Here is a 17095-nt window from a genome sequence, read left to right on the forward strand (position 1 = left end):
AATGAGTCGTTTACTTAATGAGTTCCAGCATTTTGAATACCATTTCAGAAGAGCTTTTTGCTGCTAGCGGTAGGAACTCATCAAAGCTCATTGGTGACTCTTTATCAGCGACATCAGAGATTGCGCGCACAACAACAAACGGCGTGTTGAATTGGTGACAAGTTTGAGCGATAGCAGATGCTTCCATTTCTACCGCGATAACGGATGGGAAGTGCTTACGAATAAACTCTTGGCGTTCAGCGGTGCAAACAAATGCATCACCAGTACAGATCAGGCCGCGAACTGCATGAGTGTTTTCCATTTGCGCTAGTGCCTTTTCTGCTAAATCCATTAGCTTTTCATCCGCTTTGAATGCAGCAGGCTGGCCAGCCATTTGGCCAATTTCATAACCAAAAGCGGTCACGTCTGCATCGTGATGACGAACTTCTGTTGAGATAACAACATCACCTAGATTTAGGCTTGAATCGAAGCCACCAGCAGAGCCTGTGTTAATCACAACATCTGGCTGGTATTCATCAAGAAGAATGGTAGTGCCTACTGCAGCTGCAACTTTACCGATACCTGATTGTAGTACGACTACTTCTACATCATTAATTTGACCAGAGAAAAACGTACAACCTGCTTTATTTACGGTTTTGCAGTTTGTGATTGCTTCTTTCAGGATGGTCACTTCTTGTTCCATCGCACCGATGATACCAACTTTCATAACACTCTCTTTCGGTAAATATTTTAGTTGGCCGAGAGTATAGCACTCCCCGTGAGCAGTTTTCTATTTGATGAGCTTAGCTTGAGTGAGCTTTTCTCGTAATTGTTCGGCGCGCTTTCTGTTTACGCCAAAGTCAGAATAGCCCACACGTGACTCTGAGCGAACAATCAGTTTGTCTCCTGCTACTTTTAATTCGAGGTCATCCACGAAGCGCATGATTTTAGATGTGCATTCTATCCGAAGGTAATCACCCTCTTTTACCGCGGTTTTGGCGCCAGGAAGTTGAAGCGCGGCTTGCTCAATGGCATCTAACGTTGCGGACTCAGTGAGCAAAAAAGGTGCTAATTGAAACTTGTCTCTTGAGTCCTGAGTTGAAACGCAATTTGGTTTGTCACCACAAGGTGATTGAGAACGATCTGGCATACTGGTGACTCCTTGGCTGCAGGCTGTAAGGCTGAGTAAAGCGATGGAAAGGAGAGCGGCTTTTTTCATTGTATTTACTCTTATAATTTTGCTTCTAATTATATGGATACAAAAGAAAAAGGATCCAATAATAGGATCCTTTTTGTGATGTTAGCTGTGATTAGACTTCTAGGTAATCAAGAATGCCTTCTGCCGCTTTTCGCCCTTCATCAATGGCGGTTACGACGAGGTCTGAGCCACGGACCGCATCACCGCCAGCGAAGATTTTCGCATTGCTGGTTTGGTACATGAACGCTTGCTCAACTGGTGCCTTGATACGTCCCCATTGGTCTAAATCGACACCATACGGTTCCAACCAGTCCATTTTGTGTGGCTGGAAACCAAATGCCATGATCACGGCATCCGCAGGCAATACATGTTCACTGCCTTCCACTGGTTCTGGTCTGCGACGACCTGCATCATCGGGCTCACCTAAAGCGGTTTTTACCACTTTAACGCCCGATACGTTACCTGAGGCGTCGACCTCCACACCGAGTGGTTGCAGGTTAAACATGAACTTCACGCCTTCTTCCTTCGCGTTTTTGACCTCGCGACGAGAGCCAGGCATGTTGGCTTCGTCACGACGATAAGCACAAATCACATTGGAGGCTCCTTGGCGAATAGAGGTTCGTACACAGTCCATTGCGGTATCGCCACCACCAAGCACGACCACTTTCTTTCCTGCCATGTCGATAAAAGGTTGGTTGTTCTCAAGCTCCATGACTTTGTAGGTATTCGAAATTAAAAATGGCAGCGCGTCATATACACCCGGCGCATCCTCATTTTCTAGTCCTGCACGCATGTATTTATAGGTGCCAACGCCTAAGAAAATGGCATCGTACTCATCGATTAGATCTTGCATTTGTACATCTTTACCGACTTCCACGTTCATGCGGAACTCGACGCCCATTTCAGTGAACACACGGCGGCGGTTTTCCATCACGCCTTTTTCAAGCTTGAACGAAGGGATACCGAAAGTCAGTAGTCCGCCGATTTCTGGGTAGCGGTCAAACACGACTGGCTTAACGCCATTGCGCACTAGGATATCAGCGGCTGCCAAGCCTGCTGGGCCAGCTCCAATGATTGCGACCTTTTTATCGGTCCACTCCACCTTGGACATATCTGGCTTCCAGCCCATTTCAAAGGCTTTGTCGGTAATGTACTTTTCTATATTACCGATGGTGACGGCACCAAAGTCATCATTAAGCGTGCATGAACCTTCACATAGACGGTCTTGAGGACAAACGCGCCCACATACCTCCGGTAGGCTATTGGTTTGATGCGATAGTTCAACCGCTTCAAGAATACGTCCCTCATTTGCCAGTTTTAGCCATTGAGGGATGTAGTTGTGTACTGGGCACTTCCATTCACAGTATGGGTTACCGCAATCTAAGCAGCGATCCGCCTGCGCAGTCGCTTGTTGTTTGGTAAACGGTTCATAGATTTCAACGAACTCGATCTTACGAACTTTGATAGGCTTCTTCGCAGGATCTACGCGTTGAACATCGATAAATTGATAAACGTTCTGACTCATGATTCAAACATCCTCCATGATTACTGGGCTTGAACGCGCAGCTCAGCGGCACTGCGGCTCTGGTGACCAAGTAGCGTGCGAAGATCTGCCGCTTGTGGTTTCACCAAATAGAACTTTGGAATCCATTCATCAAAGTTCGCCAAAATATTTTCTGCGTGGCTCGACCCTGTTTCTTCAAGGTGTTCCGCAATCAGGCCGCGCAAATGCTCTTGGTGGATGTATAGATCGGACAATGAAATGGCTTCGACAGATTCAGTATTGACTCGACCTTCAAAGCTTTGGTTTTCATCCAGAACATAGGCAAAGCCTCCGGTCATACCTGCACCAAAGTTCACGCCTGTTGCACCTAGAATGGCAACAATACCGCCTGTCATGTACTCACAAGCGTTATCTCCCGCACCTTCAATGACGGCAATCGTACCTGAGTTACGTACCCCAAAACGCTCACCCGCTTTACCTGCCGCGAACAGTTTACCGCCCGTTGCGCCGTACAAACACGTGTTACCAATAATGGTGGCTTCATGACACTTGAACGCTGTACCTAAGTGAGGTTTAATGGCGATCTTGCCGCCTGCCATCCCTTTCCCTACGTAGTCATTCGCATCACCTGTGAGGTAAAGCTCTACGCCTCCCGCATTCCAAACGCCAAACGACTGGCCGGCAGTGCCGTCAAGATAGATTTTGATAGGGGAAGCCGCCAATCCTTGGTTGCCATAGCGCTTCGCTATTTCGCCAGATAAGCGAGCACCCACAGAACGATCAGTGTTGATGACATTGTAGAAGAAACTTGCTGATTGGCTGTTTTCTACCGCATGCATGGCATCATCAATGATCTTTTGATTGAGCTCAGCTTTATCAAACGGTTTGTTTGGCTCTGTCCAAAACAGCGGATGACCTTCAGGCGAGACGGGAGCTTCTAGAATGTTGGATAGATCCAATTTGGTTTGCTTCGCGGTAAAGCCTTCTACTGCTTCAAGTAAATCGGTACGACCAATCAAGTCCGTCAGTTTTTCAACTCCTAGCTCAGAAAGCAGCTCGCGCACTTCTTCTGCCAGTCCGGTGAAGTAGTTCATCACCATTTCAGGTAAGCCTTTGAAGTACTCTTTACGCAGCGTTTCGTCTTGAGTCGCAACCCCTGTTGCACAGTTATTGAGGTGACAAATTCGCAGGAACTTACAACCCATAGCAACCATTGGCGCGGTACCAAATCCGAAGCTTTCCGCACCAAGAATCGCGGCCTTAACCACGTCTAGACCAGTCTTTAGACCACCGTCTACCTGTAGGCGGATCTTATGACGCAGACCATTAGCAACCAGTGCTTGTTGTGTCTCTGCCAACCCCAACTCCCAAGGGCTACCAGCGTATTTTACCGAAGTTAATGGGCTTGCTGCGGTACCACCGTCGTAACCCGAAATGGTAATAAGATCAGCGTAAGCCTTGGCTACGCCCGTTGCGATGGTGCCGACACCTGGCTCGGAGACGAGTTTTACCGAAACCAGCGCATTCGGGTTGACTTGTTTAAGGTCGAAGATCAGCTGGGCCAAATCTTCAATTGAATAAATATCGTGGTGCGGAGGAGGGGAGATGAGAGTCACACCTTGTACCGAATAACGCAGTTTTGCGATTTCTGCGGTGACTTTGTGTCCCGGTAGCTGACCACCTTCACCCGGTTTAGCTCCTTGCGCTACCTTGATTTGTAGTACATCTGCATTAGTAAGATAATGAGGCGTTACACCAAATCGGCCTGAAGCAATTTGTTTGATACGTGAGTTACGTTCAGTGCCGAAACGGCGAGGATCTTCACCACCTTCACCGGAGTTTGAATAGCCACCAAGACGGTTCATCGCAGTCGCGAGGGCTTCATGCGCTTCAGGGCTAAGTGCGCCAATGGACATGGCCGCAGAGTCGAAGCGTTTGAACAGTTCGGTTTTCGGCTCTATTTGCTCTAGTGGCAGCGGTGAGTCTGATTTTTTCAGCGACATTAAGTCACGCAGCATGGCAACAGGGCGTTGGTTTACCTGCTTAGCAAAGCTCTGATAGTCGTTACTTTCGCCAGATTTAACGGCCTGTTGCAGCGTGCCGACAACATCCGGGTTGTAAGCATGATACTCACCTCCATGGACATACTTTAACAAGCCGCCATGATCAATCGATTTACGTTTCGCCCATGCTTTGCGAGATAAGTTTGTAAGATCTTGCTGGAAGTCGTCAAAATTTGCGCCTTCAATACGAGTTGTGACGCCTTTAAAACACTGGTCGACCACATCTTGGTTCAAGCCAACTGCTTCAAACAGTTGTGAGCAGCGGTAAGAGGCGATGGTAGAAATCCCCATTTTCGACATGATCTTGTACAGGCCTTTGTTGATGCCGTATTGGTAGTTTTGCATCACATCGCGGTAGTCTTTCTCTAGTGCCTTATCATCAATCAGTTTACCTAACGCTTCATAAGCAAGGTATGGGTAAACTGCAGTAGCACCAAAGCCAAGCAAGACAGCAAATTGGTGTGGGTCACGTGCAGTTGCGGTTTCGACTACAATGTTGGCATCGCAACGTAGGTTCGCATCAATCAAACGAGTTTGAACGGCGCCGACTGCCATTGCGGCTGGAATTGGTAACTTGCCTTTGACCAAAGCGCGATCTGAAAGTACCACTAAAACCGTGCCTTCACGTACGACTTGCTCTGCTTGCTCACAGAGATCATTAATGGCTTGTTTAAGATCTTTCTCTTGTGGATCGTAGTTGATATCTAGAATGGTATTACGGTAGTGATCGTCACCAAGCTCGAGCAGTTGCTGCATGTCTGAATAAAGCAGTACAGGCGAATCAAATGTTACGCGATGCGCGTGGCCATCGGTTTCACAGAAGACATTCATTTCCTTACCGATACTGGTCGCCAGTGACATCACGTGTTTTTCACGCAGTGGATCGATCGGTGGATTGGTGACCTGGGCGAACTTCTGGCGGAAGTAGTCAGTTACCAAGCGCTCTTTTGAGGAGAGCACTGCCATTGGAGTATCGTCACCCATAGAACCAACGGCTTCTTGGCCCATTTCTCCGAGTACACGCAGAACTTGGTCGACTTCTTCGTTCGTCATCGCGAATTGCTTTTGATAAGTCTTAAGTAAGTCTTCATCAAAGCTGCGCTCGCCTACTTGATCCTCAGGTAGCTGAGAAAATGGTGTGAGTTTGCGAACGTTGTTTTCCATCCATTCGCGATAAGGGTGGCGAGATTTCAGATCATTATCGATCTCGCTAGACTGCCAAAGCTTACCTTTACGAGTGTCGATGACGAGCAATTCACCCGGACCTACACGCCCTTTTTCGGCAACTTCATCTGGGGCGTAACTCCAAATCCCTACCTCAGATGCCAGAGTGATCAACTTGTCTTTGGTAATTACATAACGCGCAGGACGCAGACCGTTTCGGTCTAGGTTACAAGCAGCATAACGACCATCGGACAGTACGATACCTGCTGGGCCATCCCATGGTTCCATGTGCTTGGAGTTGAAATCGTAAAACGCCCGCAGATCCGGATCCATATCTGGGTGGTTTTGCCATGCAGGCGGCACAAGCATACGCATGGCACGGAAGATATCCATGCCGCCAGCTAAGAAGAGATCCAGCATATTATCTAAGCTGGAGGAGTCTGAACCGGTCTCGTTCACAAATGGTGCTGCAGTTTGAAGATCGGGCAGCAGTGGTGACGAGAACTTGTAAGCGCGCGCGCGCGCCCATTGGCGGTTACCTTCAATGGTGTTGATCTCACCGTTATGAGCAAGATAGCGGAACGGCTGAGCCAATGGCCAACGCGGTTGAGTATTGGTAGAAAAACGCTGGTGGAACAGACAGATAGCGGATTCCATGCGTAGATCAGCAAGATCAAGGTAGAAGCGAGGCAAGTCCGCAGGCATGCACAGGCCTTTATACACCAAAACTTGAGTCGACAAGCTACAGATGTAGAAATCAGGATCTTCGGTGATTTGTTTCTCGATGCGACGGCGTGCGATGTAGAGACGGCGTTCAATGTCACGCTCTCGCCAACCAGCCGGTGCAGAGATAAAGACTTGCTGAATATTTGGAAGCGAGTTAGCCGCAATTGGACCGAGCACTTCTGAATTGGTTGGAACTTCACGCCAACCGGCCACTGTTAGCGTCTCTTGCGCAAGTTCTCTGTTGACGATGTCTTTAGCGAGTTGAGCTTTGACCGGATCTTGGTTGAAGAAAATCATCCCTACGGCGTATTGCTTGCCAAGGTTGAAACCATTTTCTTCGGCAATAAGACGTAAATAGGAATCGGGCTTTTGTAATAGAAGACCACAACCATCACCGGTTTTACCATCGGCGGCAATACCACCACGGTGGGTCATTCGGTCAAGTGCAGAAATTGCTGTACGAACCAGCTTGTGGCTTTGTTCGCCTTCCATATGCGCGATCAAGCCAAATCCACAGTTGTCTTTCTCAAGACTTGGATCATAAAGAGCCATTGCAATTCTCCCTTTGCTTATCCGTCATCCCGACAGATATATCAACACTGCTTACGTTGATAGTGATGACTGAATATGCGTCATCTTTTATGGTTTTATGTATATTTATTCAATAAAAGCCGTGAAATATTTAACATTTTTTGAGTGTTTTATTTTCATCAACTTCACAAGCTATAGCTTATTGTAAAAAAGGTCAAGTTATTAGTGGATAATCACGTGAATATGCGATTTACCATTTAATAAGCTAAAATAGTTTAATGATTTCAAATAGATAGAAAATTGATTGTTACAAAAAAGTAACATTTGATTCTGTGGGAAATAAAAAAGACCAGCATAAAATGCTGGTCAAAATAGAAAGATTGGAAGGAATTGTTTTCTTTCTTTGCTAATAGCCATCGATATCGCTGATGGCTATTTATGGCATTGAAAGAGGGAAGCGTGAATACTTCCGTTAAGCAGAAAGCATCAGTGAATCTGCTTTTGCTTCTAGGTTTGTGCCATCCATTAGGTAGTCATCGATAGCACGAGCACATTCGCGACCTTCGTTGATACAACGAACCACCAAAGATTGGCCTGTTCGCATATCACCAGCAGCAAATACGCCTTCTTGGTTAGTAGCAAAACCTTGAGTTGCTACGTTACCGCGATCATCTAGCGCGATATCCAGTTGAGCAAGCACGCCTGTAGGTTCTGGGTGTAAGAAGCCCATTGCTAGGAATGCCATATCACATGGGATCACTCGCTCGCTGCCTTCTACTTCTTTGAAACTTGGGCGCTCGCCTGGTTTTGCATCTTGCCAAACGATATCAGCAAGACGAAGGCCTGTGACTTCACCTTTGTCATTTCCGATGAACTCTTTGGTCAGGATGTTCCAGTGACGATCGACACCTTCTTCATGAGAGGTCGAAGTACGTAGGATCATTGGGTATTGAGGCCAAGGCATATTGGCTGGGCGCTTCTCTGGTGGAATCGGCATGATTTCCACTTGAGTTACGCTTGCTGCGCCGTGACGGTTTGACGTACCTACACAGTCTGAACCGGTATCACCACCACCAATGACAACCACATGTTTACCTTTTGCGTGAATCTCTTCCGTTTTCAGGTCCATGTTATTTGCACGTCGGTTGTTTTGACCTAGGAATTCCATTGCGAAGTGAACGCCTTTGAGCTCACGACCCGGAACTGGCAAATCACGTGGAACCGTTGAGCCACCCGTCAGTAGAACCACATCGAACTCTTGACGCAGTTGCTGAGCATTTACATCAACACCGACGTGTTGGTTTACTTTAAACTCAACGCCAGCTTCTGCCATTAGATTGATCTTACGATCAATGACTTCCATGCTCAGTTTAAAATCTGGAATACCGAAACGCAGCAGACCACCAACCTTCTCGTCTCGCTCGAATACTGTCACAGTATGACCAGCGCTGTTTAGCTGCTCAGCAGCCGCAAGACCCGCTGGTCCAGATCCAATGATCGCTATCGTTTTACCAGTGCGAGAACGTGGCGTTTTTGGCTTGGCGTACCCTTCACGATACGCCGTTTCTACGATGGTTTTCTCGATGTTACAGATGGTGATTGGGTCTTGGTTGATGCCAAGTACACAAGCACTTTCACATGGAGCAGGGCAAACACGACCAGTAAACTCTGGGAAGTTATTGGTTGAGCTTAGAATGTTCCATGCTTCTTCCCAGCTATCACGATAAACCGCATCGTTAAACTCTGGGATGATGTTACCGATAGGGCAGCCGTTATGACAAAACGGCACACCACAATCCATACAACGAGACGCTTGAGTATTGATCTTGTCACCAAACTCCTCGTTCAGAACGAACTCTTTGTTGTTCTTGATGCGTTCAGCGGGGTCGATCTTCTGTGGTAGTTCACGACCGTGCTCTAAAAATCCAGTAGGCTTACCCATTATACTGCCTCCGCTTGAGTTTCGTTTCCTTGAGACTGCGCTTCAGCTTTACGCTTTTGAAGCACCGCTTTGTAGTCACGCGGCATCACCTTAACCATAGAGGCTAGGCTTGCTTCAAAGTTGTCTAGGAAAGACTGAGCGACTTCACTTCCTGTGAATTGAACATGCTTAGTTAGCATGTCGAGTAATAGATCTCTGTCTTCTTTCTCGATTGGATCTAGGTCTACTAGCTCTGGGTTCAGTTTTGACTCAAAGTCACCTGATTTATCCCATACGTAAGCCACGCCGCCACTCATACCTGCGGCAAAGTTACGACCTGTTGAACCAAGGATAATTGCTGCACCGCCCGTCATGTATTCACAACCGTGGTCACCGACGCCTTCTACTACTACTTTCGCACCTGAGTTACGAACACAGAAACGTTCACCAGCCATACCGCGAATGAAAGACTCACCCGAAGTAGCACCGTAGAAACACACGTTACCAACCACGATGTTGTCTTCCGCGACAATGCTTGATTTTGCGTCTGGGTAAAGTACTAACGTACCGCCAGATAAGCCTTTACCCCAGTAGTCATTCGCATCGCCTTCCACTTCGAACTTCACGCCTTTAGCGAGAAATGCACCGAATGACTGACCCGCTGAACCTTTGAACTTCACGTTCATTGGTTGAGGTAGGCCGGCATCTTTGTACACTTTCGAGATTTCGTTCGACAGCATGGTGCCCGCAGAACGGTCAGTGTTGACGATAGGGAATTCGGCATTCACCGCCTCGCCTTTCTCGAGAGCAGGAATCGCCGCTTGAATCAGCTTACGGTCTAGTACCGATTCCAGATTGTGGTTCTGTTGCGTTTGGTTATGGATACCGTCTGACTCACGTGGCTGTTCAACGTGTAGAACAGGAGACAGATCTAGGTTCTTGTATTTCCAGTGAGAAACGTCTTGGCGAATCTTCAGCTTCTGACCTTGGCCGACCATCTCATCGATAGTGCGGAAGCCAAGTTCAGCCATGATTTCACGTAGACCTTGTGCCATGTATTGGAAGAAGGTTACGACGTCTTCTACGCGGCCATCAAAGCGCTCGCGAAGCGTCTTGTTCTGAGTCGCGATACCAACAGGACAGGTGTTCTTATGGCACTTACGCATCATGATACAACCTTCAACCACCAAGGCTGCGGTTGCCACGCCCCATTCTTCTGCACCAAGTAGTGTTGCCACTGCAAGGTCGCGAGGTGTTTTCATCTGACCATCCGCTTGAACCACGATACGGTTACGTAGACCGTTCTTTAGTAGCGTTTGGTGTGTTTCTGCCAAACCAAGTTCCCAAGGAAGACCAGTATGACGGATTGAAGACATTGGGGATGCACCAGTACCACCGTCGAAACCTGCGATTAGTACAACGTCTGCTTTCGCTTTCGCTACACCGGAAGCGATCGTACCTACGCCAGCTTCCGATACCAGCTTCACGTTTACACGACCCGCGCGGTTCGCGTTCTTCAAATCGTAGATAAGCTGAGCCAAATCTTCGATTGAGTAGATATCGTGGTGTGGTGGTGGCGAGATAAGACCGACGCCCGGAGTTGAGTGACGTGTAGCACCGATCCAGTCATCTACTTTATCGCCTGGTAGCTGACCACCTTCACCTGGTTTCGCACCTTGAGCCATCTTGATTTGTAGCTCATCAGCGTTGGTTAGGTAGTAAGAGGTTACGCCGAAACGACCCGAAGCTACCTGTTTGATTGCAGAGCGTTCCCAATCGCCGTTCTCTTTGCGCTCGAAACGCATTGGGTCTTCACCACCTTCACCAGAGTTCGATTTTGCGCCAAGGCGGTTCATCGCAACAGCCAATGTGGAGTGTGCTTCGTAAGAAATAGAACCGAATGACATTGCACCTGTCGCGAAGCGTTTCACGATGCTTTCAATTGGCTCGACTTCGTCGATAGAGATAGAACCAGCTGGGTTCTTAATGAATTCTAGCTGGCTACGCAGAGTTACCGCGTTGTCACCTTGTTTATCGACTGCTGTCGCGTACTGCTTGAACTGATCGTAGTTCTTGTTGCGCGTAGACTCTTGCAGTAGCGAGATGGTTTCTGGGTTGAATAGGTGCTTCTCACCACGCTGTTTCCATTGGTAAACACCACCCACATCCAGCATTTGAATTGGGATTTCGCGTTGTGGGTAACCGATGCGGTGACGAACGAGCACTTCTTTAGCAATATCGTCAAGGGTGAGACCTTGGATACGAGAAACTGTACCTGTGAAGTACTTGTCTACCACTGACTTATGAATACCTAAGGCTTCGAAGATTTGCGCACCGTGGTACGACTGCAGGGTTGAGATACCCATCTTCGAGAAGATCTTCAGAAGACCGCCATTGATCGCTTTACGGTAGTTGTTGAACAGATCGCGAGGGTTCGCTTCTGGGTCCAGCTTCTTCGTACGCTGAAGCTCAATGATGGTTTCAATCACTAGGTATGGGTTAACGGCGTTGGCACCGTAACCAATTAGCGTTGCAAAGTGGTGCGTTTCACGCGCGTCACCAGTTTCAACCACTATGTCACACTTCGCACGTAGACCTTTGCGGATCAAGTGGTGATGCACTGCGCCAACTGCCAGCATTGCTGGGATCGCCGCGTGGTTTGAGTTCACTGCACGGTCAGTTAGCAGGATGATTGAGTAACCATCAATAACCGCATCTTCTGCGTATTGGCAGATGCGTTTTAGTGCGCGCTCAAGCTTGCCTTGGTCTTCACTGGCTTGGAATACGATATCCAGTGTCTTCGCCTGAAGATGCTCGTTGTCAATAGCACGCAGTTTCTCAAGCTCAGAGTTCGCCAGAACAGGCGATTCCAATTCGACTTTCTGACAGTGAAGTGGTGTTTCAGTCAGAAGGTTTTGGTCTTTACCCAAGTAAGTGTTCAGCGACATAACCATACGCTCACGGATCGGATCGATCGGTGGGTTAGTTACCTGTGCGAACAGTTGCTTGAAGTAGTTTGAAAGATGTTGAGACTGATGAGATAGAACTGCAAGAGGCCAGTCGGCACCCATTGCTGACAATGGTTCTTTTGCGTCATTCGCCATTGGAACGATGATTTCGTTCACTTCTTCAGTACTTACGCCAAACGCTTGTTGGCGGTGTAGAAGATGTTCTGGCTTAGGTTGGCTGAACTGGTTGCTCGCATCTGGCAGCTTCTTCAAGCTCAGTAGGTTTTCTTCTACCCACTTTTCGTAAGGCTGCGCTGTTGCGATGGTGTCTTTCACTTCTTCATCAGAGATGATGCGACCTTGCTCTAGGTCTGCAACGAAGATGCGACCCGGTTGTAGACGACCGCGGAACTCAACGTTCTCTGGCTCAATATCCACAACACCAGATTCTGATGCCATTACTAGGAAGTTATCTTTGGTCACTGTGTAGCGAGAAGGGCGCAGACCGTTACGGTCGAGTGTCGCACCAACTTGAACACCATCAGTAAAACATACTGAAGCCGGACCATCCCATGGTTCCATGATGTTCGCGTGGTACTGATAGAACGCGCGACGCTTAGGATCCATGTTTTTGTTTTCTTGCCATGCTTCCGGGATCATCATCATCAATGCGTGTGGCAGGCTGCGACCAGAAAGAACTAGGAGCTCAAGTGCCATGTCAAAGTTAGATGAATCCGAACTGCCTTCCTGACAAATAGGAAGCAGCATGTCGATTTCAGCTTGGGTAAATAGATCGGATTCAATGATCGCCTCACGGGCTTTCATCCAGTTCAAGTTACCTCGAACTGTATTGATTTCACCGTTGTGGGCAATGTAACGGAAAGGTTGTGCAAGACGCCATTTCGGGAAGGTGTTGGTAGAGAAGCGAGAGTGTACCAGTGCCAGTGCGGTCACCATGGTCGGGTTTTGCAGATCAAGGAAGTACTGAGGGACTTGCTCGGTCGTTAACTGACCTTTGTACACCAATGTCTTGTAAGACATTGAGTTAATGTAGAAGTCATCACCAATGTTCGAAACGCTTTCTAGGCAAACACGTACAGTGTAGTTACGAAGTACGTACAGTTTGCGCTCTAGCTCTTCAGGTGTGATACCTGGACCACCAGAGATAAACACATGCTCAAACTTAGGTTCTGTGCTTAGCGGGTCGGCACCGATCATTGAGTTATCGGTTGGCAATACGCGGTAGCCAATAACTTCAAGGTCTAGACGCTGAGCGTTGCGTTCTAGAATGTCACGGCATTGCTCGCGTTTGTATTCGTCTTTCGGGAAAAGTACGACACCCACACCATACTTTTCAAATGAAGGCAGTTTAATGCCGAGCTTAACGGCCTCTTCTAATAGGAATTCATGAGGTTTTTGTAGCAAGATACCCGCACCATCACCGCTGCATGGATCACAACCTTGACCACCACGGTGCTCCATGCGAGCTAGCATATCCAATGCTTGAGTCACTACTTCATGAGATTTACGGTTTTTAAGGTGAGCAACAAAACCGATACCACACGCGTCATGCTCCAATTCAGGAGTATATAGACCCTGTGGATTTTGCTCTCTATCTACCATAGATACATCCTTCCAGTTCAATGTCGACGCAAAAGCACCAGGCAGGCAAATGCCACCTAGACCATTGATTACGTCTTGTCCTTTATATTTATTATCGCCACCGATCTAGGTTGACCGATCTTGATTCCTTTCCGTATCTCGCAGGAAAAGTTTTGCGAGAAAAACAATCCTTGGTGGTATCCCTTTATTTATTGCCACTATTTAGTGATTTATATAGGTAGGAGTGGGATAACACCGACAAATCCCGCAGTGTACTTTGTAATAAAAGTCACAAAAATAACGGGGTTGTGTAAGTATCCTACAATTTTGTTACTTCAGAATGCAATGAAAAAGTCGACGTTGTGACCCAATTTTTTCGTTTAATTATGCATTTTTAGTTTAACATTCACGCAACATGAACGTTTTTTATCTGTATTTATGCAGGTTTATTGATTTTGAGCCGTATGATGTTTGTTTGAATTGACTAGTATTGTGTGTTTTTTCTTGCAGGGATGTAATTTATTTACACAGATCGTAGTGAGATTGATTACGGTTCATTGTTGGTGAGAATTTATGCAGTTACATGAGTTGGTCAATACAATCGGCCAAGATCTTCAGCGTCGATACGGTGAAAAAGTCCATAAACTAACGTTGCACGGTGGATTTAGTTGCCCTAACCGAGATGGCACGATTGGTCGGGGAGGATGTACTTTTTGTAATGTGGCTTCGTTTGCGGATGAAGAAGTACAGATAAAGAGTATTCACGATCAGTTGAAAGATCGTGCGGGCGAAATTCATCGAGCGAAGAAGTATCTCGCTTATTTTCAGGCTTACACCAGTACTTATGCGGAAGTGCAAGTGCTGAAAAATATGTATGAAGAAGCACTAAAAGCGGCTGATATTGTGGGATTGTGTGTCGGGACTCGTCCAGATTGCGTGCCTGATGCCGTATTAGATTTACTGTCTGACTATGTAAAGCAAGGTTATGAAATTTGGCTAGAGTTAGGGCTTCAAACCGCTAATAACGACACCCTTAAGCGCATCAATCGCGGTCATGATTTCGAATGTTATGCCGAAATCACCAAGCGTGCGCGTGCGCTAGGTATTAAAGTCTGTACTCATTTAATTGTGGGATTACCGAAAGAAAGCCGCGACGATAACATTGAGACGCTGAAAAAAGTGTTGGCTGTGGGCACTGATGGCATCAAGTTACATGGTCTTCATATCGTGGAAGGCAGCACCATGGCGAAAGCGTGGCGTGCAGGACGATTAGAGGCGCCAGAGCTAGAAGAGTATGTCGCAATTGCCAGTGAGATTATTCGTATGACGCCACCGGACGTGATTTACCATCGGGTTTCATCAGCAGCTCGTAGACCTACCTTATTATCACCACTGTGGTGTGAAAACCGCTGGCTGGCGATGACTGAAATTGGTCGATCCCTCAGTGAACATGGTGCTCAAGGAAGCCTAACGGGAAACGCTTTTATCTATACTAAACCGGAATTAATAGCAGATCGCTCAATAAATAACTGATATATTTTAACCAGTTTTTTTTAAAGGTTTAAACGATGGATCAGTTACTCAATTGGCTTTGGGATGGTCAAGGCGGTTATGGCTATGTCGTCTTGTTATTAATTGCTAGCGTGTGCGCGTTAGCACTGATCTATTTGCACTTTCAAACATCACTTAAGCAACTCGTAACGGATTCACCCTATCCAGTCATAGTGCTGGATACTGGCCATGCTCAGATCTTGTTATCTAACCAAGCTGCGATGCAATTATTAGGTATTCGCTCTCTAGGCACGGGATATTTGTATCCCGCTTTATTCGATATTCGTGCGCTTGAGTCGTTTCTAGACAGTGTCTCTAGTCGTCATTTTAGCCAGCAGGTATTTGATTGGCGCTTATCTGAAAGCGAATCTATCAAGGTGGAGTTGTCAGGAAGAAAGAGTTTGCTGCGCAATCACCGTGTTTGGATCATCTACGCGCAGCCATATCAATCCACTCATCAAGAGCAGCAACAAGAGCTTGCGCAATTAACGATTGCTCGTTCGGCACTAGACTCACTCTCTGAGTTAATTTGTACCCAAGATCGCCAAGGGAATTTATTAACGACGAACCGAGCATTTGATCAATTTTGGGAAGGGCGAAGGGAAGAAGCCTGCGCATCAAAGGTTTCCATGGGTGAGGCTAGCAGAAAGAGTGAGCGCAAGTGGACGACGGATCCACAAGGTCGCAGTTGCTTATTGGAAGTGAATCAAAATTCCCTTGTGTCACCGAGTGGTGAGCTGATCGGTACATTATCCATTAGTCATGATGTGACCGAGTGGCACAAAATGCAGCAGAACCTGAGAGATGAAATGGAGCGCCGTAAAGATACAGAAGTTGCGTTGGCGCAAAGGGATACCATCTTACAGACTATTCTTGACGCTAGCCCTGACTCTATCGGTATCTTCAATGAGAATATGGTCTATCAAGCGTGTAATAAACCGTTCGTTAATGCATTAGGTATTTCAGACGTGTCTGATTTGATCGGTAAGCGCCTTCAAGATGTCATTCCTGAAGAGATGTACGCTCGCTTAGCCGCTAGTGATTTGGATGCATTGCGTCAGTCAGAGCCTGTCCGATACATAGATAAAGTCGTTAGCAGTGATGGCAAAAGTACGTGGTTTGATGTGGTGAAATCGCCTTTTAAAGATAAAGCTTCAGGAACGAATGGTGTGCTGATCATGGCGCGTGATATTTCTGAACGTTACCTTGCCGAACAAAAGTTGGAGAGAGCCAATTTAGAGTTAGAAAAGTTGAGCTTTATGGATAGCTTAACTCAGGTATCGAACCGACGCCGCTTCGATGAACAACTGCAGGTACTATGGTACCACCATGCCCGCGAAAAGCTGCCGCTCACTATCATGTTGTGTGACATCGACTTTTTCAAAGATTACAACGATTGTTACGGCCATCAGCAAGGTGATGAAGCATTGGTCAGTGTTGCTACCGTATTCACAAAAGTCATCAATCGCTCTTCGGATTGTGTTGCGCGTTATGGTGGTGAGGAGTTTGGTTTTATCCTGCCGAATACCACAACGGAAGGCGCGAGCAATGTAGCGCAGCGTATTCATGAACAAATTCGACAACTCGATATGGAGCACGACAGCTCAGAAGCTTCGGAACGTCTCACGGTCAGTATCGGTCTTGTCTCTTATATTCCTCAACATGGTGATGAACCGGAAATGGGTATTGCCATGGCTGACAGTGCGCTATACCAAGCCAAAGCTGATGGACGTAATCGCACCTGTATTCACCCCAGTTCTTGCTAACGCTTTGTGACCGCTTGCTCTAAGTTGATAGCTGATTGTTTAAATCGCCGTATTAAACACGTTAAACTTACCGAAGCCTGTGCGTTCGTTGGTTAACTTATCTTTTTATCTTGTTTAGCAAGCGCAGTTCGCACTACGTATT

8 protein-coding genes are annotated in these 17095 nt (G+C 47.1%); 2 read left to right on the forward strand and 6 right to left on the reverse strand.

All coding sequences use genetic code 11. From position 1 onward, the window contains the following. Positions 1 to 10: 10 nt before the first annotated feature. The 6 genes from mtnN to gltB (CBX98_RS06345) all read right to left on the reverse strand — a co-directional run bounded on the left by mtnN (position 11) and on the right by gltB (CBX98_RS06345) (position 13657). Positions 11 to 706, reverse strand: coding sequence for a 5'-methylthioadenosine/S-adenosylhomocysteine nucleosidase (gene mtnN / locus CBX98_RS06320; RefSeq protein WP_005396324.1), 696 nt, complete (start codon positions 704 to 706; stop codon positions 11 to 13). Positions 707 to 769: 63 nt separating this feature from the next. Continuing rightward, positions 770 to 1198, reverse strand: coding sequence for a DUF1499 domain-containing protein (locus CBX98_RS06325; RefSeq protein WP_031780533.1), 429 nt, complete (start codon positions 1196 to 1198; stop codon positions 770 to 772). A 91-nt stretch (positions 1199 to 1289) separates the two neighbouring features. Further along, on the reverse strand, positions 1290 to 2702 hold the full coding sequence (locus tag CBX98_RS06330; RefSeq protein WP_005396322.1) for an FAD-dependent oxidoreductase: 1413 nt from the start codon (positions 2700 to 2702) through the stop codon (positions 1290 to 1292). A 20-nt stretch (positions 2703 to 2722) separates the two neighbouring features. Then, positions 2723 to 7186 carry a glutamate synthase large subunit gene (gene gltB, locus CBX98_RS06335; protein ID WP_109168786.1) on the reverse strand — a complete coding sequence of 1488 codons (4464 nt, stop codon included), beginning with the start codon at positions 7184 to 7186 and terminating at the stop codon, positions 2723 to 2725. A 451-nt stretch (positions 7187 to 7637) separates the two neighbouring features. Next, complete coding sequence (locus tag CBX98_RS06340; RefSeq protein ID WP_006742690.1) at positions 7638 to 9107, reverse strand: glutamate synthase subunit beta; 1470 nt, start codon at positions 9105 to 9107, stop codon at positions 7638 to 7640. Further along, a complete protein-coding gene (gene gltB / locus CBX98_RS06345; RefSeq protein ID WP_109168787.1) occupies positions 9107 to 13657 on the reverse strand; it encodes a glutamate synthase large subunit in 4551 nt (1516 codons plus the stop codon). Before gltB (CBX98_RS06345) ends, CBX98_RS06340 begins: the two co-directional genes overlap by 1 nt. A gap of 552 nt (positions 13658 to 14209) precedes the next feature. On the opposite strand from gltB (CBX98_RS06345), the gene CBX98_RS06350 reads away from it, so the two are divergent. Both CBX98_RS06350 and CBX98_RS06355 read left to right on the forward strand, forming a co-directional pair. Next, on the forward strand, positions 14210 to 15169 hold the full coding sequence (locus tag CBX98_RS06350) for a TIGR01212 family radical SAM protein (protein ID WP_046873980.1): 960 nt from the start codon (positions 14210 to 14212) through the stop codon (positions 15167 to 15169). Between the two features lie 35 nt (positions 15170 to 15204). Further along, positions 15205 to 16953 carry a sensor domain-containing diguanylate cyclase gene (locus CBX98_RS06355; protein ID WP_109168788.1) on the forward strand — a complete coding sequence of 583 codons (1749 nt, stop codon included), beginning with the start codon at positions 15205 to 15207 and terminating at the stop codon, positions 16951 to 16953. The last annotated feature ends 142 nt before the right edge of the window (positions 16954 to 17095 follow it).

It is taken from the genome of Vibrio sp. T9 (genome assembly GCF_003123985.1).
GTDB classification, from domain to species: domain Bacteria; phylum Pseudomonadota; class Gammaproteobacteria; order Enterobacterales; family Vibrionaceae; genus Vibrio; species Vibrio diabolicus.